Here is a 23,359-nt window from a genome sequence, read left to right as displayed (position 1 = left end):
GCTTGCGCTGATGTCCGCGGCCTTTCTGCCCCGCCCGCTTCTGGCGGCGTCTCATCCAAGTGAACCGGAACTTTTGAAAGCCAAGGTCGAGGCTGGCCAACTGCCGCCAATGTCGGAGCGCCTGCCGAAAGCGCCGCGCGTCGTGTCCCTTGAAGGGCCTGAGCGGGTGCCAGGGCGCTATGGCGGCACGATCCGCATGTTGATCGGCGGCCAGCGCGATATCAGATATATGCCGATCAATTGTTACTGTCGGCTGATCGGCTATGACCTCGCCTTCAATTTCCAGCCGGATCTGCTGGAACGGTTCGAGGTGGTCGAGGAGCGGATCTTTACCTTCCACCTGCGCGACGGCCATCGCTGGTCGGACGGGTCGCCGTTTACGGCAGAGGATTTCCGCTATGTCTGGGAAGACATGTTCCATGACAAGAAGCTTCACAAGGGCGGAATTCCGACCGTTTTCCGGGTCAATGATAAGGAACCGGTCTTCGAGGTGCTGGACGCGCTGACCGTTCGTTATACCTGGGAGGACCCCAATCCGGATTTCCTGGCCGAACTTGCCGCCCCGACCGCAACGCGTCTGATGATGCCCGGCGCCTATCTCAAGCAGTTCCACCACAAATACCAGACCAAGGAAAAGCTGGAGGAACTGGCCAAACGAAACGGCGTGCAGGATTGGGTGGCGCTGCATCAAAAAATGTCGCGCATCGTGCGCCCGGAAAATCCCGATCTGCCGACGCTGGACGCCTGGCTCCCCCGGACCGCGCCGCCATCGGGCCAGTTCATCTTCGAGCGCAATCCCTTCTACCACCGGGTGGACGAGAACGGCTTGCAACTGCCCTATATCGACAAGGTGGTGATGGGCGTTGGTTCCGGCGACCTGATTTCAGCCAAGACCGGCACGGGTGAAAGCGATCTGCAATTCACCAATCTGGATTTTGCCGATTATACTTTCCTGAAAAACGCCGAGAAACGCTATCCGATCAAGGTCGATCTGTGGAAGCGCACCCAAGGGGCGCGCATTGCGTTGATGCCCAACCTGAATTGCAAGGATCTGGTCTGGCGCCAGGTGCTGCTCGATGTCCGGGTGCGCCGGGCGCTGTCCCTGGCCATCAACCGCGAAGAAATCAACAAGGCGGTGTTTTTCGGCCTGGCCCAGGCTTCGGCCAATGCCATTCTGCCCGAAAGCCCGCTGTTCAAGCCGGAATATCGCGATGCCTGGGCCGGTTTCGACCCCGATCAGGCCAATGCGCTGTTGGACGAGGCAGGCTTGGTCCGCCCTGATCGTCACGGTCTTCGCTTGCTGCCGGATGGGCGCGAGGCGGTGCTGATTGTCGAGAGCACCGGGGAAAGCTCCTTTGATTCCGACGTGCTGGAGCTGATCACCGATCACTTCCGCAAGATCGGTTTCCGCCTGTTCGTGCATATCTCGCATCGCGAGCTGTTTCGCCGCCGCATCACCAATGGCGAAACGGTGATGGCCGTCTGGCAGGGATTGGACAATGGCGTGCCAACCGCTGACATGTCTCCGCGAGAATTGGCGCCGACCAGTGACGACCAGCTGCAATGGCCGCTTTGGGGCCTGCATACGCTGTCGGGCGGCGGCGATGGCCGGGCGCCGGAAATTGCCGAGGCGCGGGCCTTGCTTGACCTGTTTCGGGCCTGGCGGCAGTCCGATCTGCTGGAAGAGCGCACGGCGATCTGGCATGACATGCTGCGGCTCTATACCGATCAGGTCTTTACCATCGGCATCGTCAACTCCGCCTTGCAGCCGGTGGTGAAATCGCGAAAGCTCAGGAACCTGCCGGAAAAAGGCCTGTTTGGCTTCGTCCCGACCTCCCAACTCGGCGTCTATATGCCGGATACATTCTGGTATGATGAGGATGCGACATGATCCGCTATATTCTCTGGCGCATTGCCGTGATGATCCCGACGCTGATCATGATTTCCATGCTGGTCTTCACCATTATCGAATTGCCGCCCGGCGATTACTTTGAAAGCTATGTCGAGGAAATGCGGGCTATCGGTGAAAAGGCCGATTTGCAGGAAATTGAGGAGCTGAAGGCCCGCTACGGTTTCGACCAGCCCGCGCCGATCCGCTATTTCAACTGGGTCACTGGCTTCGTGCAGGGCGATTTCGGCTATTCCTTCGAATATCGTATGCCGGTGGCCGATGTGGTCGGAGACCGGGTCTGGCTGACCATCCTGGTGTCAACCGTCACCATCGCGGTCACTTGGCTGCTGGCTTTTCCGATCGGCATCTATTCTGCCACCCATCAATATAGCTGGGGCGATTACGGGTTGACCCTGCTGGGGCTGATTGGCATCGCCGTGCCGAATTTCATTCTGGCGCTTGTCATGATGTATTTCGCCAATATCTGGTTCGGCATCTCGATCGGTCATCTGATGGACCAGCGCTTTCTTGGCCAGGCGATGAGCTGGGACAAGTTCAAGTCTATCCTCGAACATCTCTGGATTCCTGTCATCATCATCGGCACGGCTGGCACCGCTGGCATGGTGCGCCGTGTCAGGGCCAATCTGCTGGACGAGCTGCACAAGCAATATGTGATGACGGCGCGCGCCAAGGGGCTGCATCCGTTTCGGGTGTTGATCAAATATCCGCTGCGCATGTCGTTGAATTTCTTCATTTCCGATATCGGCTCGATCCTGCCGACGATTATTTCCGGGGCGGAAATTACCGCCGTCGTGCTGTCTCTGGAAACCACCGGCCCGATGCTGATCCGGGCGCTTCAGGACCAGGACATGTATCTGGCCGGGTCGTTCCTGATGTTCCTGGCCGTGCTGACGGTCATCGGCGTGCTGATCTCGGATATCGCGCTGGCGCTGCTTGATCCGCGTATCCGTTTGCAGGGAGGGCGCAGCAAGTGAGCGATCCGCGAATGCCTTCCACCGGCCCTGCCTCTGGCGCCTTGGCACATTACGTGTCGCCAGCTCCGTTTGACCCCTATGCGATTGAAGATGAGGCAACATCCCGGCGCTCACCGGTCGACCAGGCCTCGCAATTTCGCCTGACCTGGTGGCGGTTCAAGCGGCACAAACTGGCCTATTATTCCGGCATTCTGCTGTTGACGGCCTATCTGATGATTGTCGTCATCGAATTTTTAGCCCCCTACAACGTTCATAGCCGCAATGTCGACCGGATCTACGCGCCGCCGCAAGCCGTGCATTTGTTCGATGAGAATGGTTTTGTCGGGCCTTTCGTCTATGGCCGGACGATGTCGCTGGATATGGACACATTGAAGCGGGTCTATACCGACGATCCGCAACAGGTGCAGAAGCTACGGTTTTTCTGCCGGGGCGACAGCTATCGTTTCTGGGGGTTGGTGGACAGCGATCTGCATCTGGTCTGTCCGGCGGAAGGTGGTAATTTCTTCCTGCTGGGGACGGATCGGCTGGGCCGGGACGTGCTGTCGCGTATTCTCTACGGCGCCCGGATTTCGCTGACCATCGGCCTTCTGGGGGTGATGACCAGTTTTGTGCTCGGCATCGTCATCGGCGGGCTGGCTGGCTATTGGGGCGGCTGGTTCGACATGGTCGTGCAGCGCATTACCGAAGTGCTGCATTCCATTCCCAGCATTCCACTGTGGCTGGCGCTGGCGGCGATCATGCCGCCGGATTGGAGCCCGCTGCTGGTCTACCTCGGCATCACCTTCATTCTCGGCCTGTTGGACTGGACGGGGCTGGCGCGGGCGGTGCGCTCCAAGTTGCTGGCGCTGCGCGAAGAAGATTACGTATTGGCCGCCCAGATGATGGGATCGGGCAGCGCCCGCATCATCGGCCGTCATCTCATTCCGGGCTTCATGTCGCATCTCATCGCCAGCGCGACACTGACCATTCCCGGCATGATTCTGGGCGAAACAACCCTGAGTTTTCTGGGGCTTGGCCTTCGTCCACCAATTACCAGCTGGGGTGTGTTGCTGACAGAGGCGCGCTCGGTCAATGTGATCGCACTTTATCCTTGGCTACTGTTCCCGGTTGTTCCCGTCATCGTGATCATTCTTGCCTTCAATTTTCTAGGGGATGGTCTTAGGGATGCCGCTGACCCATATAAGTGATCGCTGTAAACAGGAACGGCGACCTTTATTCATGTCCATGGCTGTTGCTCAGTCCGTCCGGATTGACGGTTCCACGCAGTGACACTTCTCGGAGAGACTGACCACATGTCGAGACGACTGGGGCAAGCCCGCATCCTCATGTACAGCCATGACACGTTCGGTCTTGGCCATTTGCGCCGCTGCCGCACCATTGCCCATTCGCTTGTAGAGGATTATCGCGGTCTGCAAGTGCTGATCATTTCCGGTGCGACGATTGCCGGTGCCTTCGATTATCGCGCCCGGGTGGATTTCGTCAAAATTCCCAGCGTCATCAAGCTGCGAAATGGCGAATACACCTCGATGGACCGACATATCGATCTGCATGAAACGCTGAAAATGCGCCAGTCGATCATCCGCCACACGGCGGAAAGTTTCGAGCCTGATATGTTCATCATCGACAAGGAACCGCTTGGCCTGCGCGGCGAGGTGGAGGACACGCTGACCTATCTGAAGACCCGCGGCACGAAACTGGTGCTTGGGCTGCGCGACGTGATGGATGCGCCGCATCTTCTGGAAGCGGAATGGAAGCGCAATGATGTCCTGGCCAAGATCGCCCGGCTCTATGACGATGTCTGGGTCTATGGCCCGCCCGATTTCTATGATCCGCTGACGGGTATCGACGCGCCGCCGGCTTTGCGCTCGAAAATGCGTTTCGTCGGCTTTCTGCAACGCAATGCCCTGACGGGAACCCGGTCGGATCACTCGCCCCAGGAAGATTATCTGCTGGTGACCACCGGTGGGGGTGGCGATGGTGGCGATCTGGTGCGCGATGTGATTGCCGCCTATCAGGCCGATCCGACGCTGGACCAGCAGGCGCTGGTGGTGCTAGGGCCTTATATGCCCGCCGACTTGCGGCAGAAATTCATGGAGGCTGGATCGCGCCATCCGAAGCTGACGATGATCGAATTCGACAATCGTATGGAGGATCTGATCGCCGGTGCCAAGGCGGTGGTGGCCATGGGCGGCTATAATACCTATTGCGAAATTCTGTCCTTCGATAAACCGGCCCTGATCGTGCCGCGCACCGAGCCGCGCGAGGAACAGTTGATCCGCGCCACCCGCGCCTGCGAACTGGGTCTGGTCAGCATGGTCCTGCCCGACCAATCCAGCGATAGCATGGCGTTTGCCCAGGCCATCAAGGCCGTATTGAAACGCGATCCGCCCTCGGTCAGTGCGCCGGGCATGCATCTGGAAGGCCTACCGACCATTTCCCGCATCGTTGCCGATTGTCTCGAGGAGCGCGGTGCCGGACGTCTCTCGGTGGTGCAAGGGTAAGATCGTGCCACAGCCAAGAAAGATCGTCGTTTTACTGAAAGGCTATCCGCGCCTGTCGGAAACCTTTATCGCCCAGGAATTGCTGGGCCTGGAGCAGGCTGGCTTTGCGCTGGAACTGGTTGCCATGCGCCGCCCGACCGACAAGAAGCGCCACCCCGTGCATGATGAGATCCAGGCCCCGGTGCATTACCTGCCGGAATATCTGCATGAAGAACCGGGGCGCGTGCTGAAAGCTTTGTGGGCCGTGCGGCATCTGCCCGGCTTTCGCCCGGTTCTCACGCAGTTTTTCAAGGATCTGCGGCGCGATTTTTCCCGCAACCGGTTTCGCCGTTTGGGGCAGGCCATGGTGCTGGTGGCGGAATGGCCTGGCAAGGCCGATTGGCTGCATGCGCATTTCATCCACACGCCCGCCTCGGTTGCCTTTTATGCCAGCCTGCTTGGCAGCAGTGGCTTCAGCGTTTCGGCCCATGCCAAGGATATCTGGACATCGGAAAGCTGGGATCTGGCCGACAAGCTGGCCCATGCCGCCTGGGTGGTGACTTGCACAAAAGTCGGCTTCGACCGGTTGAGCGCTCTGGCCGATGGGCGTGGCAGCGTCCATTTGAGCTATCACGGGCTCGATCTTGATCGATTTCCGCATTTCGAGGGCGTGCGTCCGGCACGCGACGGTTCTGCCTCCGCCGATCCGCTGCGGTTGCTGTCGGTGGGCCGGGCGGTGAAAAAAAAGGGCTATGATGTGCTGCTGAGCGCACTCGCAGCGCTTCCCGCCGATCTCAACTGGCACTTCACTCATATTGGTGGTGGTGACGAACTGGCCCGGTTGCAGGCCTTGGCGGATCAGCTTGGCATTGCGGCTCGCATTACCTGGAAAGGGGCGATGGACCAGCGCGATGTGCTGACCCATTACCGTGACAGTGATCTTTTTACGCTCGCCTGCCGGATCACCGCCGATGGCGACCGCGACGGCCTGCCGAATGTGCTGGTGGAGGCTGCAAGCCAAGGGCTGATGCCGGTCAGCACGACGGTCTCGGGGATATCCGAGCTGTTTATAACAGGCGAAAACGGACTGCTGGTGGAGCCTGATGATGCTGAGGCGCTGGCTTTGGCGCTGGAGAAAGCCATGCGTGATCCGGCCTTGCGCGCCCGGCTCGGTTCAGCCGCGGAGCAGAAAGTGCGGCGGGATTTCGATTACCGCAACAGCATCCGTGACCTGACGGAGTTGTTTTCCGGCCGGCAATAAGCACTTGCATAGGGTCGGGTTTCAGGAAATATGCCTTTGACGGCGCATGGCATTGCCTGCGTCTTGCCATTCTGCGAAAAGCAGACATCTCCCAGGAGCAAACGGGCATGACCCTTCGTCCGAAACGGGTTTTCTTTTATGTGCAGCATTTGCTGGGTATCGGCCATCTGGCCCGGGCCAGCCGATTGGCCGAGGCTATGGCGAACTCTGGATTGTCGGTGACCCTGGTGACGGGCGGAACGTCGGTCAAGGGCTTTCCGGGCCCAGGTATCGAGCATGTGCAATTGCCCGCCGTTCTCGCAGCCACTGGCTTTGCCGGTCTGGTCGATAGCGAAGGCAAGCCGGTCGATGCCAGTTTCGAGACAAGCCGTGCCGGACTGCTGTTGGCGGCCTTCGAGGCGGTTCGGCCGGATGTTGTGATCATCGAGGCTTTTCCGTTCGGACGCCGGCAGGTGCGCTTCGAGCTTTTGCCGCTGCTGGACGCGATCAAGGCCACGCATCCCAAGCCGTTGCTGCTCAGCTCGGTGCGCGACATTTTGCAGGAAAATCGCAAATCCGGCCGCGATAAAGAAACGGTCAAGCTGGTGCAGGACCATTTCGATGGCGTTCTCGTGCATGGCGATCCGCAATTCGTCGAGCTGCAAGAGACGTTTCCGCTGGCAAAAACCATTCATGACAAGCTGCATTATACCGGTCTGGTTGCTGCGCCTGAGCCGGAACCGGCAGAAGAGGTCTTCGACATCGTCATTTCGGCGGGGGGAGGGGCGGTCGGCGCCGCCTTGATCGAAGCGGCGCTGGATGCCCGCGACATTCTCGGCGGCGATCTCGGTGAACAGCTGCGCTGGTGCCTGATAACCGGACCCAACCTGCCTGAGGCCGATTACGAGCGCTTTACCCAGCGCGCACCCGGCACTGTCGCACTCTATCGCTTTCGTCTGGATTTCCCGGCCCTGTTGCCCAAGGCCAAGCTCTCCGTTTCGCAAGCGGGATATAACACGGTCTGCGATGTGTTGCGGGCCAGATGTCCGGCGCTGCTGGTGCCATTTGCGGCAGGCGGCGAAACTGAGCAGACGGTGCGGGCGGAAAAACTGCAAGCGCTGGGCCTGGCCGTGGTCATCGGCGAGGACGGTCTTGATGGTGAAACCATGGCGAAAGCCATCACTAAGGCGCTGAAATTGAAGTTTCCTAAAAACCTGTCCGTTTCGGTGAACGGTGCCGCGGAAACGGCGCGGCTGGTGACGGATTTGGTGGAGCAGCGACAGGCGGGCTGAAGGTTTTTACCTCACATCCCTAGTGGATGTGAGGTATTTGTACGCTCTTCACGCTCAGCATCAACGCTCCGTTCATCACAGCCCAAGCTGGCGATAATGCTCCAGGTACCAGTCCATGGTGGCTTTGACGCCGACATCCAGTGTGGTTGTCGGCTTCTGGCCGGTGAGTGCCACCAGCAGGTCGGGACTGGCGAAGGTGCGAGGCACGTCGCCCTGCTGCATCGGCAGCATTTTGCGCTTGGTCGGGCGGCCCATGATGGTCTCGATGGTCTCGATGAAATCCATCAGCGCGATCGGCTGGCCACCGCCGATATTGATGACGCGGAACGGGGCGTTGTGGGAGAGCGTATCCAGGTTTTCCGGGGTGCGTACCCGGTTTTCCTCACCAGGGGCAATGGCTGACAGCGCGATGACACTGTCGATCAGGTCGTCGATATAGGTGAAATCGCGGCTCATCTTGCCTTCGCCATAGATCTCGATGGCTTCATCGGCCAGCATCGCCTTCATGAACTTGAACAGCGCCATGTCCGGGCGACCCCAGGGGCCGTAGACGGTGAAGAACCGGAAGGCCGTGGTCGGCACTTTGTAGAGATGGGCATAGCTGTGCGCCATCAGCTCCATGCCCTTTTTGCTGGCGGCATAGAAGGTCATCGGTTCGTCGGCGCGGTCGGTTTCGCGGAAGGGAACCTGCGGATTGGCGCCGTAAATGGATGAGGTCGAGGCCAGCATCAAATGGCCGATCTGCAATTGCCTGGCGATCTCGACAATGTTCCAGGAGCCGATCAGGTTGGAATCCAGATAGGCTTTCGGGTTTTCGAGACTATAGCGCACGCCTGCCTGGGCGGCGAGGTGGATGATGACGTCGGGCTTGGCCTGATCCACGGCCCGCTCAAGCGCTTCGCGGTCCTCCAGCATGCCGATGACGCCGGTGAAACTTGGAAACTGGGCAAGACCAGCGTTGCGGGCTTCCTTGAGACGCAAATTGTAATAGGCGGTCATGCCATCATAGCCGGTGACGGTATGGCCATCCTGAAGCAGACGGCGGGCCAGATGAAAGCCGATGAAGCCAGCGGTGCCGGTGATGAAATAGCGCACGGGAGTACTCACTTTCCAGATGGACGAAGCCGCTGTGTTTAAGAAGCGGCTCCACCTTCAAGTCAAGCAGGTTCTGGTCAAAGCCTGAAACAAGGCCTTAAAATGCGTGAACCGGCGGGTTTCCCCACCGGTTCGGTCTGTTGAAAGCTTTGATTTTGTTCAGGCGGCTCTGGTCTGCGCCCGGTCTCTTGGGTCGGTGCCGAGCTTGAACTGATCGACCAGACCCATCAGGGTATCGGCTTCATCGGCCAATTGGCGGGTGGCGGCATTGGTTTCCTCGACCATGGCGGCATTGCGCTGGGTCATCTGGTCCATGCCGTTGACGGCGGAATTGACCTCGCCCAAGGCTGTCGACTGATCGCGGCTGGCCAGCGCAATCGCTTCGACGCGCTGCGAAACGCTGACGATTTTCGTCGAAATTTCCGCCAGAACCTCGCCCGTGCGCTGTACCAGCTTTGCACCAGCGGCGACTTCCGTGCTCGAGGTGTTGATCAGCGCCTTGATGTCCTTGGCGGCATTGGCCGAGCGTTGCGCCAGTTCGCGCACTTCCTGGGCAACAACCGCAAAGCCCTTGCCCGCTTCGCCGGCACGGGCGGCTTCGACGCCAGCGTTCAGGGCCAGAAGGTTGGTCTGGAAGGCGATTTCATCGATGACGTCGATGATCTGGACAATCTGGCCGGAGGCATTCTCGATCCGGCCCATGGCATCAATGGCGCTGGCGACGACCTTGGAGGAGGTATCGGCAGCGGTTTTTGTCTCGGCAACGATGGTGTTGGCAGCCTGCGCCTGCTCGGTCGAGGATTTCACCGTGACGGTGATTTCATCGACGGCGGCGGCGGTCTGTTCCAACGACGCGGCCTGCTGTTCGGTGCGTTTGGCCAGATCGTCGGCGGCAGCGGTCATTTCACCGGCATTGCGCTGGATCATATAGGTATTGGCGCGAATCTGGCGCATCGTGTCCTGAAGGTTTTGCAGCGATGTGTTGAAATCGACGCGCAATTGTTCGAGGCGGCCGGTAAAAGGCGTATCGATGGTGACGGAGATATCGCCACTGGCCAGGCGCCCCAATCCCCCCGCCAGGGCGTTGACGGCAAATTCGATCTGTCGGTCGACGGCCTGTTTTTCCGCATCGTTGCGGCGGCGTTCTTCCTCTGCTTCATTGCGCTCAGCTTCGCTGCGCTGCTCGATCTCGATTTTCGACAGCGCATTCTGTTTGAACACGCCGAGCGCGCGGGCCATTTCGCCTATTTCATCGACGCGGGCTTCGCCGCTGATGCCGGTGTCCAGCTTGCCATCGGCCAGACGGCGCATGGCGGCAGTGATCTGGCCAATCGGACCCTTGAAGGTGAGAACGAGGCCGATACCGGCAAACAGTGAAATCAGCAGGCCGAGGGTCATGGCGCCGATGGAAATCGAATTGGCGTCACGGCGCTCCTCTCCGGCGCTGACCTTCTGCATTTCGGCAAAAGACGTCAACTGTTGCCAGATTCGGTCGAGATCGGTGCTGGCGGTCTGGAAATTGGTCTGGCGATCCTGGCTGATCTTGACCAGTTCGGCGCTGGCCTTTTCCATCTGGGTGATGGCGGGTGTCAGCTTGGCTTCAAGCGGCGCATACAGGCCAAAGGTGCCGGATGTGCCCTTGAGTGCAGCGAGCGCTGTTTTTAGCCCGGCGAATTCCCTGCGCAGGCTGGTGAGATTCTGCTCGGTCGGCGCCAGCATGAAGCTGGCGGTGGTGATCTGGAACCTGTAGGCAGCATCGATCAGGCCGCGCCCATCGGTCAAAAGCAGCTGCGCCTTTTCCAGCGGCACGTCCATTTCGCCGAAGCGGGCCGTGGCATCCTTCATCTTCTGCTGCGCGGCAAGGCCGAGATAGGCGGAAAGCTGGGTAAAATTCCGCAGCTTGGTCGCCATGGCTTCCGCCACTTCTGGCGATTTGTCGCCCGCTGTTACCATGTCGCCGAGGTCCTTGATGATGGTCTCGATGGTCCGGGCGGCGGATTTGTTCTTTTCCGGCAAGGCAGCGGCCAGGGGTGGCTGGCGGGTCTTCATTTCGGCGAGATTGGCGGCGACGTAATCGAACTTTTCTTCCGGGGTCGGAAGGCTGCCGAATTTGCGATTGATATCGGTCAGAAAACCGCTGGTTAGCGCAATCTTGTCGGCGTCGCGCAGCATCTGCTTGGCGGCGGTCTCGTCAGCCTGGATCGACAGGGTGACTTTCTTCATGGCCTCGGACAGATCGTTCTGGGCGGCGACACTATTGGCCGTGCCCTGGTTCATATCCTTGATCAGGCTGGATTCCGTTTCGTGCAGCGACCAGAGCGTTCCCATATGGCTGACGACGCCATCGACGGCGGTCGAAGCCTTTTCCAACTCGCTCCGGCCATCGGCATTGGTATCGAGTTGATCCAGCGTGCGCTTGAGCACCCGCTGCTGTTCCTTCAGTTTTTCAGTGACCGCATTGCGGCTTTGCTCTGTGGTCTTGTCGAGAAATTCTGTCATCGCGATAGACACATCGCGAAACCCGCTCAAGGATTGCAGCACGCTGTTGGAAATCTCCATCCGGCCTTGAAGCAGGCCGGAGGCATAGAGACCGGTAAAGCCGACCGCGCCGATGGTGACGACGAAGGGAAGGATGAAAATCAACACCTTGGTCTGAATGCGGAAACGCGACAGCAAGCGATCTATGAACATGGGGTCCAGCTTCTCCAAAGCCATGTCGCCTGGCCGGATACGCATCTTTGGCGCGTTAGGCTGAGCGATTGAGGCAGCAAATGCAAAGCGATTTCCGGATAAGGACGACATGTCTCGAGCGGCAAGTCTCTGCCATCGCTGTCCAGAAGCGTGTCAGACCTCTCACAGTCATTGTGCAGGCGCTGGCGGTCAACTGACATCATCGTCAATCGATGACTTTAGGGGGCGTTTGTTAAGATCGACTTAAGTTTGCCATTTTCCCCTTTTTATCAAGGGTATATTATGTTTTCCTATATAAGAAAAATCAATGTTATTGAAGGAAAATACCGACGCTGGCACTGCGGCCGCTGGCATCGATCACCGTTAGTGTCGAGTAACCATTGCCATCAGGCATCCAGCGGGTGGTGCGGGTGCGGACAAGATCCGGCAGGGCCTGTCCATTGGCCAGCCAGCGGAACGGCGCACGGCCCGCCTGAAGTTTCAACACCAGCGGCAGCTGCGCGCCATCGGCGGTTCGGCCGAGTTCCACATGGGCGCCTTCCGGTGGATAGACGATCATCGGCGGTTTTTCGCGGGCATTGAGGGCGATCAAGCCGCTGGCGTCGCGTGAAAAGCGCCTGAGACCGGGCGTCAGATCGCTCTTGGCGATCCGCAAGGCACCATCCGGCGGTGCGGGCAAGGGAGCTTGCGGCAGTTTGGACCGGGCAAAAGCCTCAAACAACACAGGGGCTGCGGTGCCATAGCCGGTCAGGCCGGGAATGGCACTGTTATCTGCCCTGCCGATCCACACCCCAATCACCGTTCGGCCATCATAACCGATCGACCAGCCATCGCGGTAGCCGTAGCTGGTGCCGGTCTTATAAGCGATCCGTCCGGTCAGCGCGCCAAGCGGCGGAGCGACGCCGGATAGGATATCGGTGACGTTCCAGGCTGCCGCCGGTTCCAGCAGGCGTCCGGGCTCGGCATGGGCGCTACTGAGCATGGCGCAGTCATGCAGCCTGATGGCGCTGCCTTGCCTTGCAAGGGCGGCATAAAGCGTAACGAGATCCTTCAACGTCGTACCGGCGCCGCCAAGCGCGATGGCCAGCCCCGGCGTTTCCGCCTTGGGCAGATCTACCCTGATATCGGCTCGTTTCAGCCGGGAAAGCAATTGCGAAGGGCCAACCGCTTCCAGCAAGCGGACCGCGGGCACATTCAGCGACAATTGCAGGGCATCGCGGATTGTGACGTCGCCTTGATAATGCATGTCGAAATTTTTTGGCCGATAGCCGGCGAAATCGGCGGGACGATCCTCGATCACCGTATCCTGGGCAATCAGACCCTGTTCAAAAGCCAGGCCGTAGATCAACGGTTTCAGAGTCGAGCCCGGCGACCGCTTGATGCGTGTCATGTCGATCCAGCCGGAGCGGCTGGCATCGAGATAGGACGCGGAACCGACGCGGGCGAGGATCTCGCCGGTGCGGATGTCGGCAGCCAGAATTGCCACCGAGACCTTTGGAGGCAGCCGTTGGGCCGCCTGTCTCGCCACGGTTTCCAGCGCGGCCTGCACGTCTTTTTTGAGTGTGGTCGGATAGGTCAGGTTTTCTGGCCGCTTGCGTCGCTCTGCATCGCCGACGTGGGCGGCAAGCATCGGCAACTCCAGCCTTGTCTTCGGGATCGGCACTGCGCTTGCCAATTGCCGGTCCTGCGCAGAAACAATACCAGCTTTTTCCATGCGGGCCAGCACCCGGTCACGGGCGGCAAGGGCGTTATCGGCAAAGCGGTCGGGCCGTCGCCGTTCCGGCAATTGCGGCAGGGCCACCAGCAGTGCCGCTTGCGCAGGCGTCAGATGTTTTGGCTCCTTGCCGAAATAGGCAAGCGAGGCCGCCCGCACCCCTTCGAGATTGCCGCCGTAGGGTGCATGGGTCAGGTAGAGATCGAGAATTTCGGCCTTATCCAGCCGGTGCTCGATCTGGATGGCGCGCAGCGCTTGCTGGGTCTTGGCCAGAAAGGAGCGTGATTTTCGAGGTTCGATCAGCCTTGCCACCTGCATGGACAGCGTTGACGCACCTGACACGATCCGGCCATGGCGAATGAGCTGAAGGGCCGCCCGACCAAGTGCTAGCCCATCGACGCCGGAATGCTGATAGAAACGCCGGTCCTCATAGGCGACCAGCATGCGCACCAGCAAAGGATCGACATCTGCGGCCACGGTTTTCAGCCGCCAGCGACCCTCCTGCGAGGTGAAGGCCCGCAGCAATTGACCATCGGCATCCAGAAGTTCCGCAGAATTCGGGCTGATCGCATCAAGTGGCGGCGGGAAGGCCGCATCCAGCCGGTTCAGCCCATGCCAGACCGCCCCGCCCAAAAGCAGGCAGGTCAGCAGCACCAAACCGAATGTCTTGCCGCGCCGGATCACTGTTCTGCCTTGACCTCCACGCGCCCGGTCGCGGTACGGGCATAGCGCTGCGGGCGATACATGTCCTCGACACTGGCGGCGGGATGGTCGAACACACCAGGTGTCACGGCGCGCACCACATAGGCCAGAACCATGTCGCCACTGTCCTGGCTGGCGCTGTCAAGGGCGGCGACAAAGCGGTCGTCGCGGAATTCCAGATGGGCGGCTTTGGTCTCGCCCAGCCAGTCGAAATTTGCGAGATCAGCACTGCCGACCAGTGAAGGATTGTCGATTTCCAGGCCAGCTGGCAGGAGGTCTGTCACCAGCAATTGCGTTGGCAGGCTCGGTTCTCCCATAGCAGTCTGGGCGACCTTCAACACTACGACATAACGCTGGTTCTGCGCCGCCTCGCTGATATTTACCTTCTCGCCCGACAGCGTGTAATAGCTGCGCTCGATGGTGAAACCTTCGCTGGCCGCTGGCAGCGGGTATTTCGGCACGGCCACGGTGGTGACAGTTGCGGTCAGCGGATCAGCGCCGGTATTTTCCAATGTGACCGATTGATGCATCAGATCCTCGCCCTCGATCCTCGCCCGGTAGCCGCCGGTTTTCAGGCTGCCATTGACGGTCATGGCAAGGCCATCGTCGCTTTTGTCCAGCGCCCGGGCGGCCAGCAGCATCCAGCTTTCCTCCTGAGTGCTTGTATAGGACTTGCGCTTCCAGTCCTCCAGTACGGCCCTGCTGAGGGCCGGGATGATTGGCGGCACGGGCCGGGCCTCGGCGGCCAGCGCCAGGATGGCCGCGCCGTCGCGCAATTGCGAACCGTAATCCGACCGTGCCAGACTGACTGGCGTGATCGAGCCTTGCTGCGATTGAGCGCTTGCGGTGCGGAAGATCGCCTCGGCCTTGACCGGATCGCCATAGAGCGACAGGGCCGCAGCCAGATGCGCCTTGGACAGTGGCGTGGGGAACCGGTCCAGCATCGTATCGGCATAATAGCGCAGGTCGCTGATCGCGGCGCGGCGATTGCGGGCCAACACATAGAGCGCATAGGCTATCTCATTGCCCTGCGCTTCGACATCGGTGTCATAGGAGAGCTTGTTGGCCAGATTGTCCAGCGCCTGCACCAGGGCGGCATCGGGGACATCAAAACCCTTTTCGCGGGCGCGGGTCAGGAAGTCAGTGACATAGGCGTCCAGCCACAGGTCTTCCGAACCGGGCGCCCAAAGGCCGAAACTGCCTTGCGCCGCCTGATAGGACAGCACCCGGTAGATAGCGTCCTGAATGCGCCGGTTGATATCGGCATCATTGGGCAGACCGGCCACATTGGCGAGATCGTTGAGATAGAGCAGTGGCAGCGCCCGGCTGGTGGTCTGTTCGGCGCAGCCATAGGGGTAGCGGTCAAGGCTGGTCAGCAGGGCGGCAATGTCGAAATTGGCGCCGCGTGACACCGAGAGGCTCAGCGACGCGCCTTGCAGCACGCTATCGGCCAGAAGATCACCGTCCACGATCAGGCTTTTGCCAGCCGCCAGCGGCAATTCGCGCCGGGTTGTTACAGGTAGCGCGGCTGGGCGCACCGGCAGGTCCAGCGACCGGGTGAGCGACAGCCCAGTGTTCTTTGCCTCCCCGGTATTTGTACCTGTGGCAGGGGTTCCTGCACCATTATTCTCACCAGTAGAAGTCGTTCCGACAGAGGTCAGCGCTACGGAAACCGTGCCATCGCCGGGGGCAAGACCCTTCAACCCGATCGATAGGCTGGTGCGCGCGCCTGCCTTTAGCGTGACCGGAATCTGCGCCTTGGTAGGGTCAATTTCCACGGATGGATTGCCCTTCAGCGACAACAGGTAATCTCCATCCGGCGCATCGGTGGCGGCCAGATCGAGTTGGAGCCGGGCCTGATCGCCGGGGGCGAGGAAGCGCGGCAGCGAGGCGGTGATGACCACGGGGTCGCGGACAATCACATCGGTTTGCGCATGGCCGATACCGGTGCGGTTCCAGGCGACGGCCATCAGGCGCACGGTGCCGTTGAATTGCGGAATGTCAAACTCCACCTGCGCCTTGCCGGTATGGTCGAGATGAACAGGGCCGGAAAACAGCGCGACCAGTTTTTCCTTGGGCGGGCTGGCCTGCAAGGCCATCATGCCGCCATCGCCGCCGGTGCGCAGCTTGCCCATGGCGCCAAGCGATCCGTCGATCAACTGACCGTAGAGATCGCGCATTTCAATGCCCAAGCGGCGCTGGCCAAAATACCAGCCATCCGGGTCCGGTGTCTCAAAGCGGGTTAGGTTGAGAATGCCGACATCCACCGCCGCCACGGTAACATAGGCGTCATTGCCGCCACCGGTGACGCTGATCGGCACGGTAAGCTTGCGGCGCGGCTCGATCTGCTGTGGCGGGGTGAGCTTGATGGCCAGCTTGCGGTTGGCCGGATCGACGCTCAGCCAGGTGACGCCGATGGCGCGCATCGGCATGCGGCTCTCCTGGCTTTCGCCCGGGCGATAAAGGGTTGCGGTGATATAGGTACCCGCGCCGAAATTGTCGGTCACGGGAATATCGATCTCGCCGCCAGTAGCGGCAATGCTGGCGGTCTCCGTTGCGATCAGGGTTTCAGAGCCGATGGTCACCAGAACCTCACCGGCATAACGCGACGAGACTTTCAGCTTTGCCGTTTCACCGATCTTGTAGACCGGCTTGTCAAGGCCGATTTCCAGGGCGTCCGGGGTTTCGGTCGAGCCAGCCTCTACGAACCAGCCTGCATTGAATTCGATGCTGGAGGCCGCGCCATTCGGTGTCGGCGCATCGACTTCCAACCGATAACGGCCCCAGCCGACCGGCATCGGCAGATCGGTTTTCTCCGTGCCGATATCGACTGTGCCGCTGGCGGCAAGCTTGGTGGTGGTGATCGGTTCGAAACGCCAGGCGCTGCCATCGCGATACCATTGGTAATCGCGCTCCAGTTTCAGCAATTTCCACTTTGCAGCTGGAAGCGCCTGCGGCTTGCCGTCAGCGTCGAGCGCGATGAGCTGGAAATGGCCGGTGCTGTTTTCGGAAAGCTCGCCTGAAAACTCCGGCTTGATGCCGATGGCCGGTTGGCTGGTCTGGACAGGCAGCGTCAGTTGCCGCTCCACGGCCCGACCGCCGCCTTCCTTCAGGCGCACGGACAGTTGCGCCTGCAACAGCTGCGTGGTCGCGGGCAGGTCATCGACCTGAAGATCAACGCTGCCATGGCCCTTGTCATCCAGCGGCTGGATCGCGTCCAGCGTCAGGCTGCTGTTGTCTCCGGCCTCTTCATCGGCAAGGCCGAACACGAAACCGGGCAAGTCGTCGCGGGCGCGGGTCGGCTTGATGACCATGTCGCCTTCCAGCGACAGGCCAGCAGCCGGTGCGCCGTAGAGATAGCGGCCATCGACACCCACCGACAGCGGCATGCCGGGTTTCAGCACGTCTGCTGCCGGTTTCAGGTCGAATTCGATCCGGTCGGGCAGGAAATCGTCGACCAGAAAGGTCTTTTCAGCAATGGCCGGTTTTTTCGGATCGACATGGATGCCCAGCGTCCAGGTGCCGCGCATCACCGAGGTGTCCAGCGCCAGATCCACGGTATGACCGCCAAGACCAGCGCCGGTGCTGACCATGCGGCGATATTCCACGCCGTCGGGCCGTGTGAAAATGAAGGTCAGCGGCAGGCCGTCGATGGCTTCCGCGCCGATGTCGCGGGCAAGGGCGCTCACATGCACCGTGTCGCCGGGGCGGTAGATGCCGCGTTCCGTCCAGGCGAAAATATCGATGGCGCCCGGTGCGGTGCGCCCGGTGACGCCGCGGTCCGACAGGTCGAAACCGGCCTTGGTCATGTCGAGGAACACGAAATCCTTGCCTGGCTGCTCGCCGGTCAGAACGGCAGGCGCTAGCGCCGCACCAGAGCGCATCAGTCCGGCGGAAAAGGTGGCCCGGCCCTGATCGTCGGTGGTGGCGATGCCAAGGATTTCGTTGTTGCGGGCCAGCAGTTTCAGCTCGACACCGGCGATTGGCTTGGCGGAGTTCAGCGAGCGGGCAAATACGTTCAACCCGTCAGTACCGGCAAAGGTGGAAAGGCCGATATCGGAAACCAGGAACCATTGGATGGCGCGGTCTTCCCATTCATCACTTTTGCCGGCATTGGGGGACGCCGTCAGCACATAGATGCCCGGCTTGCGTTCCGGCAGAGCCTCGTCCACCGGAAAACTGGTGGTGACTTCACGGTTCAGGCTGCTTTCAATGTCGATAGAGCCTTGCCAGACCAGTTCGCCATTGTCCTGTTCGATCCGGTCGGCACCGTAACCGCTGAGCTGCGAGAGAAATTGCGAATTGCTCATCAGCGGCGCAATCGCCCGTTCGCCGATCCGGTACAGCTTCAGATTGGCCCTGTCGGTGTTAACAGAGACCAGCGGAATGCCGCGCCTTGCCGCAGACGGCAATACGAAATGGTCGCCGGTAAAACGCACGGTCGGGCTGCGGTCGCGGATATAGACGTCGATATCGGTCTTTGCCGCCAGCGGTTCATCGACGGAGGAGGGCAGGCCTTCGCGCAATCCAATCGTATAGCGCTGGCCATAGTCCAGCCCCTCGACGCAAAGCTGGCTGTCCTTGGCTTCCAGCACCTTCGGGGGCTTGCCGTTGACGGTGACGAAGGACGTGTAATCGGTGCCGCGATTGATCAACGGGTCGGAAAATTGCACGCAGGCGCGGGGGCTGGCGGCATCGGCATCGACGCTATTGCCGGTGATGCGAAAACCCTTGGTGGCTTTTAGCGCCAGATAGGCGGCGCGAACAGACTTATCGGCGACAAGCTCGAGGCTGGCCTTGTAGGCGTTCAGTGCCGCGCGGAAATTCTCGTTTTTCTCCAGGGCCTTGGCCAGCACAGCCAGCGCATCGGCTCGCTCCTTGGCGCTGCGGGTCAGGTCATAGCCGAGAAGGGCAGCATAAAGCCCCTGATTGGCAGAAGCGCGGTCATCCTTGATGGTGTTGGCGGCACGGGCGGCGCTGATCCACAGGCTGGCATCCTCGGGGGAAAGCTGGGTGGCGGCCAGAAACCCGGCCAGGGCATCGGCGCCCTTGCCCGCCGACAGGCTGGCATGGGCGCGACCGACCAGCCCGTTGAGGCCGAGTTCGGGCTGTTCCGCCGTCTGTGCCAGCCGGGCTTTGAACGCGTTGGCTTGTGCGCGCAGACCATCGGAGATGAAGCCGAGTTTTGCAGGCGCGCCGACATCCGGCTCGGTTGTGTTGGTGACGATCTTACCGGCAACGGCGCCTGCAAAGGGGCTGACCTGGTTGAAATCCGATTTCAGAAAGCACCAGCGGGCCTTGATATTATAGGTGAAAGCGCGGCAGGATTTGTCATCGATACAGCTTGCCTGGCATTGGTCCAGAGTGACGTTTTGCGTGGTGCGCAGGTCAAAGCCACTGTAATCGCCATCCTGGGTCAAGGCGATGCTGCGGTTGGTTTCGGCCGCCAGCGCTGTTTGTAGGGAGGCTGGCAGCATGAAGCTCAGGAGGGCGAGCGCCGTCCCGGCGAATATCCTTTGCAGACCCATGACAATTGCCCCTCTTTCCGTCAATCAACCGGCGCGTCGCGACGAGCCGCCCACGTCTCGTCCATTCCCATATTCCAAGGAAAGACAATGCTCAAACATTCTTGTCTTGAAACCATTGCGACGGCCCCACGACCATCCAATGATTGAAGGGCGCGCACATGGAATGCGACCTGCCATTTTCGATGGCAGGTCCTTTTACTGTTCCGATTTAACCATTTGGTGTCAATGAGGTTTTTCGTCGATCACCACATCGACCCGCAAATCGCGGCCTGCCCGCCAGCCATTCCAGGCCGCGCCAAGCCCGAGGGCGACAAACAGCAGGGCGGCCCAGGCGAAACTGCCTGTGAACCCACGGATCAGCCCGACGAGCAGCGGGCCAATAGCGGCCAGGCAGTAGCCGACGCATTGCGCCATGCCGGAGAGATGGGCGGCAATCTGCGGGCTGCCGGAGCGCAGCACGATGGCGGTCATGGCAAGTGCGATCAGGCCGCCCTGGCCGATGCCTTGGAGAACGGCCCAGATCCACAGGGTGGAAAGCGGTGCAAACAACAGGCCGATCAGCGCGATAACAGCGAGAATGGCTACAGTGGCGTTGACGAGGCTTTGGTTCCTGCCGCGAACGGCAAGCTGCGGCGCGACAATACAGGCTGCCGCCTGCACCATGACCGAGACAGAGACGACCGCGCCTGCCGTCACCCCATCCAGGCCGCGTTCGCGCAGGATCGGCACCAGCCAGCCAAACACACAATAGGCCAGCGCCGATTGTAACCCGGTATAGAGCGTCACGTTCCAGGCCAGCCGGTCACGCCAGAGACCCTTTACCTCGGCCTTGAATCCTGGTCTGGCGGCATGAGTGGAAAAGGCCTGCGGCAGAAACACCAGGAATACCACGGCAGCCGGAAGCGCCCAGGCGGCAAGGCCGATGGCCAGCGAGCCGCCACTGGCCGCTTCGATCGGCAGGGTCAGCCCGGCGGCGGCCGCCGCGCCACCACAGAGCGCCATGGTATAAAAGCCGGTCATCAACGCGGCCCGATCAGGGAAATCGCGTTTCACCAGGCCCGGCAGCAGAACATTTCCGACCGCGATACAGGCACCGGCAAGCGCCGTCCCAAAAAACAGGGCGGGAAGGCTGGACAAGCCGCGCAGGGCGGTGCCGATGGCCAGAAACGCCATGACGACTAGCAGGGTCTTTTCCGCGCCATAGCGGTCGCCAAGTCGGGGTGCCAGGGGTGAGAAAACCCCAAGGCAGACCACCGGTAGGGTGGTGAGCAGGCTGGCACCCAGCACGGAGAGACCCAATTGGTCGCGTATTTCCGGCAGCAGCGTCGAGGCGCTGGAAAACAGCGGGCGCAGGTTGAAGGCAATCAACACCAGACTGATGCCCAGCACGATGCGCGACAGAGGCGACCGGCCTGATGACTGAGGTGGGAGAGGGGCATCTGCCGCCTGCGCATCGATCAGCAATTCGTCGCCAAGATCAAGCTGGGGATGGGCATTCGTCATCGGCGAAGGCTTTCAGATGCGGCAATATCATCAAGAAAGGCAAGCATCGGCTGCATGAAGGCCCGCACCGCACTGTCGGCTTGACCGGGATCGCCGCTGGCAATGGCATCGACAATGGCGCGGTGGGCGTTAAGGTCCGGTTCCGGCAAAAGGCCGCCGGTGGTCGCTTCGATGGTCTGGGTCATAGAGCGGGTGAAAAACTCGTAAAGCTCCAGCATGGCGGCGTTTTCCGATGCGGCGATCACCGCCCGATGAAAGGCCAGATCGCGGGCAATGAAAGCATGACGATCGGGATCGGCGCCGGAATGGCCGCGCTGGTCCAGCAGGGCGTGCAATTGCCTGATCGTGGCGGGTCTTGCCCTGACGGAGGCCAGCCTTGCTCCCTCGACATCCAGTGCCAGCCGGGCCTCCAGCCGGTCGCGCAGGCTGGTGCGGTGGGCAAGATCCAGCGGTTCCGGGGTGATGCGATCCTTCACGACATAGGTGCCGGAGCCCTGGCGGGTTTCCAGTAGGCCCTGCGCTACCAGCACCCGCACGGCTTCCCGGATCGTGCCGCGGCTGACATGCAGGGTATCAGATAGGCTTTGCTCATTCGGCAATTTTTCACCAACCCGCCATGTACCACGGCGAAGGGCTGTTCGAATCCGTTCGGCGGCCCCATCGGCCAAATTGGTTTTTAGCAAGGGTCTCATTTGACAATTGATAAAGTCATCTGATGACTTTATCAATTGTCACCTGTTATTTATTTCACTAAATCTGTATGGGCGACTGGTTTCGCGCGTGATAGGGACCGCTCATTCCTTTCTTCTCTATCAAGGCCTACAGTCGTGATCCGTTCGCTCCTCGCCCATTTTCAAACCTCTCGCGGCATTGGTCCGGCCATCATGCTGGCGGGCATGCTGATGTTTGCGCTGAACGATGCCATGGCCAAGGCGCTTGTCGCCCATTACGGTCTGGGTCAGGTCGTGGTGCTGCGCAGCCTGGCGGCGCTGCTGATCCTGCTGCCGTTTATCGTTCGTGGTGGGCTTGCTCCGATCCTCAGCGTTGAACGGCCTTGGATGCAGCTGGCGCGGGTGACATGCTCGACAGTGGAAATCATCGGCTTCTACTATGCGGTCAGCTATCTGCCGCTGGCCGATGTGATGACCTATTGGCTGGCCGCGCCGATCTATGTGGCGGCCTGTGCGCCCTTTCTGCTGGGCGAAAAGCTTGGCTGGCGGCGCATCACCGCCATCGTGGTCGGCTTTATCGGTGTGATCATCACGCTGGAACCGTCACGGGCAATGTTTTCGGCACCGGCGCTGATATCCATTATCGGCAGCGCGGCCTTTGCTTTCATGATGCTGTCTGGCCGGTCGCTGCGGGCTACGCCGGATAAGCTGCTGGTGCTGTTCCAGGTAACGGCGGCGCTGGTTGGCGGACTGTTTTTCGCGCCCTTCGACTGGGTCGAGATCGGTTCTGCCACCGATATCGTCATGCTCGGCCTGCTTGGCATCGTTGCCATGGCGGCGCATATGCTGGTCAATCGGGCGCTGAAAATATCCGACGCCGCAGCGGTTGCGCCCTTGCAATATACGCTGCTGCTGTGGGCGGTGCTGTTTGGCTGGCTGTTCTTTGGCGATGTGCCGCGCACCGGCATGGTGATCGGCGCGGCCCTGATTATCGGTTCCGGCCTCTTCATCTTCTTCCGCGAGCGGCATCTGAACAAGACTGAATGCGTGCTGCCTGCGGTGCCGGAATAGAACTTATTGTTTCGGCTCTGGCCGGCTGACGACGAAAGCCGCCGAGCAGAGAAGAATAATCCCTGTACCAACGCGCACGAAAAGCGGTGCCGACGAGAAGAACCACATCACGACAAAACTCAGACCCATCGCCACAACGGCGGCGATCTTGGCACGCCGCGAGATTGCGCCCTGGCGGCGCCAGTCCAGCAGCGGCTGCCCGAAACGGGGATGGTCGAGCAGCCATTGCTCAAAGCGCGGCGAGGAGCGGGCAAACAGGGCGGCGGCAAGGATAATGAACGGCGTGGTCGGCAGCACTGGCACGAAAATACCGACAATGCCGAGCCCGACGAAAAACCAGCCTAAGCCCAGCAATATCAGCCGCATGTATACTCCCTCACGCCACAGCCTCTCTGTAACCGGATTTTTGGTGCAAGGTTCCGGGTGGCGGATAGATCACTCTCTCTGTCTGCCAGCCTACAGCATGTGAAGGCTGGCAGACAGAGA

At 60.5% G+C, this 23,359-nt stretch carries 14 protein-coding genes; 7 read left to right on the top strand and 7 right to left on the bottom strand.

Going from position 1 to position 23,359, the window contains the following annotated elements; all coding sequences use genetic code 11:
- Window positions 1-10: 10 nt before the first annotated feature.
- From ASB66_RS17050 to ASB66_RS17025, 6 genes are all read left to right on the top strand, one after another.
- Complete coding sequence (locus tag ASB66_RS17050) at window positions 11-1,891, top strand: ABC transporter substrate-binding protein (RefSeq protein ID WP_060718510.1); 1,881 nt, start codon at window positions 11-13, stop codon at window positions 1,889-1,891.
- Window positions 1,888-2,886 carry an ABC transporter permease gene (locus ASB66_RS17045; RefSeq protein WP_060718402.1) on the top strand — a complete coding sequence of 333 codons (999 nt, stop codon included), beginning with the start codon at window positions 1,888-1,890 and terminating at the stop codon, window positions 2,884-2,886. Before ASB66_RS17050 ends, ASB66_RS17045 begins: the two co-directional genes overlap by 4 nt.
- Window positions 2,887-2,897: 11 nt before the next feature.
- Window positions 2,898-4,073 carry an ABC transporter permease gene (locus tag ASB66_RS17040; protein WP_060718401.1) on the top strand — a complete coding sequence of 392 codons (1,176 nt, stop codon included), beginning with the start codon at window positions 2,898-2,900 and terminating at the stop codon, window positions 4,071-4,073.
- A gap of 105 nt (window positions 4,074-4,178) precedes the next feature.
- Window positions 4,179-5,387, top strand: a complete 1,209-nt coding sequence (locus ASB66_RS17035; protein WP_060718400.1) for a glycosyltransferase family protein — start codon at window positions 4,179-4,181, stop codon at window positions 5,385-5,387.
- A gap of 4 nt (window positions 5,388-5,391) precedes the next feature.
- Window positions 5,392-6,627 carry a glycosyltransferase family 4 protein gene (locus tag ASB66_RS17030; protein WP_060718399.1) on the top strand — a complete coding sequence of 412 codons (1,236 nt, stop codon included), beginning with the start codon at window positions 5,392-5,394 and terminating at the stop codon, window positions 6,625-6,627.
- A gap of 107 nt (window positions 6,628-6,734) precedes the next feature.
- Entirely contained in the window at window positions 6,735-7,898 is a 1,164-nt protein-coding gene (locus ASB66_RS17025) for a glycosyltransferase family protein (RefSeq protein ID WP_060718398.1), read from the top strand.
- Window positions 7,899-7,973: 75 nt separating this feature from the next.
- Here ASB66_RS17025 and ASB66_RS17020 read toward each other — a convergent pair whose 3' ends face one another.
- The 6 genes from ASB66_RS17020 to ASB66_RS16995 form a co-directional block, all read right to left on the bottom strand.
- Window positions 7,974-8,993, bottom strand: a complete 1,020-nt coding sequence (locus tag ASB66_RS17020; protein WP_060718397.1) for an NAD-dependent epimerase/dehydratase family protein — start codon at window positions 8,991-8,993, stop codon at window positions 7,974-7,976.
- A 159-nt stretch (window positions 8,994-9,152) separates the two neighbouring features.
- On the bottom strand, window positions 9,153-11,684 hold the full coding sequence (locus ASB66_RS17015) for a methyl-accepting chemotaxis protein (protein ID WP_060718509.1): 2,532 nt from the start codon (window positions 11,682-11,684) through the stop codon (window positions 9,153-9,155).
- A gap of 310 nt (window positions 11,685-11,994) precedes the next feature.
- A complete protein-coding gene (pbpC, locus tag ASB66_RS17010) occupies window positions 11,995-14,079 on the bottom strand; it encodes a penicillin-binding protein 1C (protein ID WP_171431014.1) in 2,085 nt (694 codons plus the stop codon).
- Window positions 14,079-19,628: an MG2 domain-containing protein gene (locus ASB66_RS17005; protein ID WP_060718396.1), complete on the bottom strand. Its 5,550-nt coding sequence runs from the start codon at window positions 19,626-19,628 to the stop codon at window positions 14,079-14,081. Before ASB66_RS17005 ends, pbpC begins: the two co-directional genes overlap by 1 nt.
- A gap of 222 nt (window positions 19,629-19,850) precedes the next feature.
- Window positions 19,851-21,131, bottom strand: coding sequence for a CynX/NimT family MFS transporter (locus ASB66_RS17000; protein ID WP_114386753.1), 1,281 nt, complete (start codon window positions 21,129-21,131; stop codon window positions 19,851-19,853).
- Window positions 21,128-21,823, bottom strand: coding sequence for a FadR/GntR family transcriptional regulator (locus ASB66_RS16995; protein ID WP_060718394.1), 696 nt, complete (start codon window positions 21,821-21,823; stop codon window positions 21,128-21,130). The genes ASB66_RS17000 and ASB66_RS16995 overlap by 4 nt, the downstream gene beginning before the upstream one ends.
- 192 nt (window positions 21,824-22,015) lie before the next feature.
- Between ASB66_RS16995 and ASB66_RS16990 the strand changes: the two genes are divergently transcribed.
- The gene (locus ASB66_RS16990; RefSeq protein WP_060718507.1) at window positions 22,016-22,873 is read left to right on the top strand and encodes a DMT family transporter; all 858 of its coding nucleotides are present in this window, start codon (window positions 22,016-22,018) and stop codon (window positions 22,871-22,873) included.
- Between the two features lie 3 nt (window positions 22,874-22,876).
- Here the strand turns inward: ASB66_RS16990 and ASB66_RS16985 are convergent, their stop codons facing one another.
- On the bottom strand, window positions 22,877-23,239 hold the full coding sequence (locus tag ASB66_RS16985; RefSeq protein ID WP_060718393.1) for a YbaN family protein: 363 nt from the start codon (window positions 23,237-23,239) through the stop codon (window positions 22,877-22,879).
- Between the last annotated feature and the right edge of the window lie 120 nt (window positions 23,240-23,359).

The organism is Gillisella vitis (assembly GCF_001541345.2).
Taxonomy (GTDB): Bacteria; Pseudomonadota; Alphaproteobacteria; order Rhizobiales; family Rhizobiaceae; genus Allorhizobium; species Allorhizobium vitis.
The sequence above is the reverse complement of the archived record's forward strand: the minus strand, read 5'-3'. Positions and strand labels throughout refer to the sequence as shown.

Excerpts from the sequence above, each read along its gene's own strand:
- ASB66_RS17050 (WP_060718510.1), top strand. The coding sequence starts at position 11 with ATGTCCGCGGCCTTTCTGCCCCGCCCGCTTCTGGCGGCGTCTCATCCA.
- ASB66_RS17045 (WP_060718402.1), top strand. The coding sequence starts at position 1,888 with ATGATCCGCTATATTCTCTGGCGCATTGCCGTGATGATCCCGACGCTG.
- ASB66_RS17040 (WP_060718401.1), top strand. The coding sequence starts at position 2,898 with ATGCCTTCCACCGGCCCTGCCTCTGGCGCCTTGGCACATTACGTGTCG.
- ASB66_RS17035 (WP_060718400.1), top strand. The coding sequence starts at position 4,179 with ATGTCGAGACGACTGGGGCAAGCCCGCATCCTCATGTACAGCCATGAC.
- ASB66_RS17025 (WP_060718398.1), top strand. The coding sequence starts at position 6,735 with ATGACCCTTCGTCCGAAACGGGTTTTCTTTTATGTGCAGCATTTGCTG.
- ASB66_RS17015 (WP_060718509.1), bottom strand. The coding sequence starts at position 11,684 with ATGTTCATAGATCGCTTGCTGTCGCGTTTCCGCATTCAGACCAAGGTG.
- ASB66_RS17005 (WP_060718396.1), bottom strand. The coding sequence starts at position 19,628 with ATGGGTCTGCAAAGGATATTCGCCGGGACGGCGCTCGCCCTCCTGAGC.
- ASB66_RS17000 (WP_114386753.1), bottom strand. The coding sequence starts at position 21,131 with ATGACGAATGCCCATCCCCAGCTTGATCTTGGCGACGAATTGCTGATC.
- ASB66_RS16995 (WP_060718394.1), bottom strand. The coding sequence starts at position 21,823 with ATGAGACCCTTGCTAAAAACCAATTTGGCCGATGGGGCCGCCGAACGG.
- ASB66_RS16990 (WP_060718507.1), top strand. The coding sequence starts at position 22,016 with ATGCTGGCGGGCATGCTGATGTTTGCGCTGAACGATGCCATGGCCAAG.
- ASB66_RS16985 (WP_060718393.1), bottom strand. The coding sequence starts at position 23,239 with ATGCGGCTGATATTGCTGGGCTTAGGCTGGTTTTTCGTCGGGCTCGGC.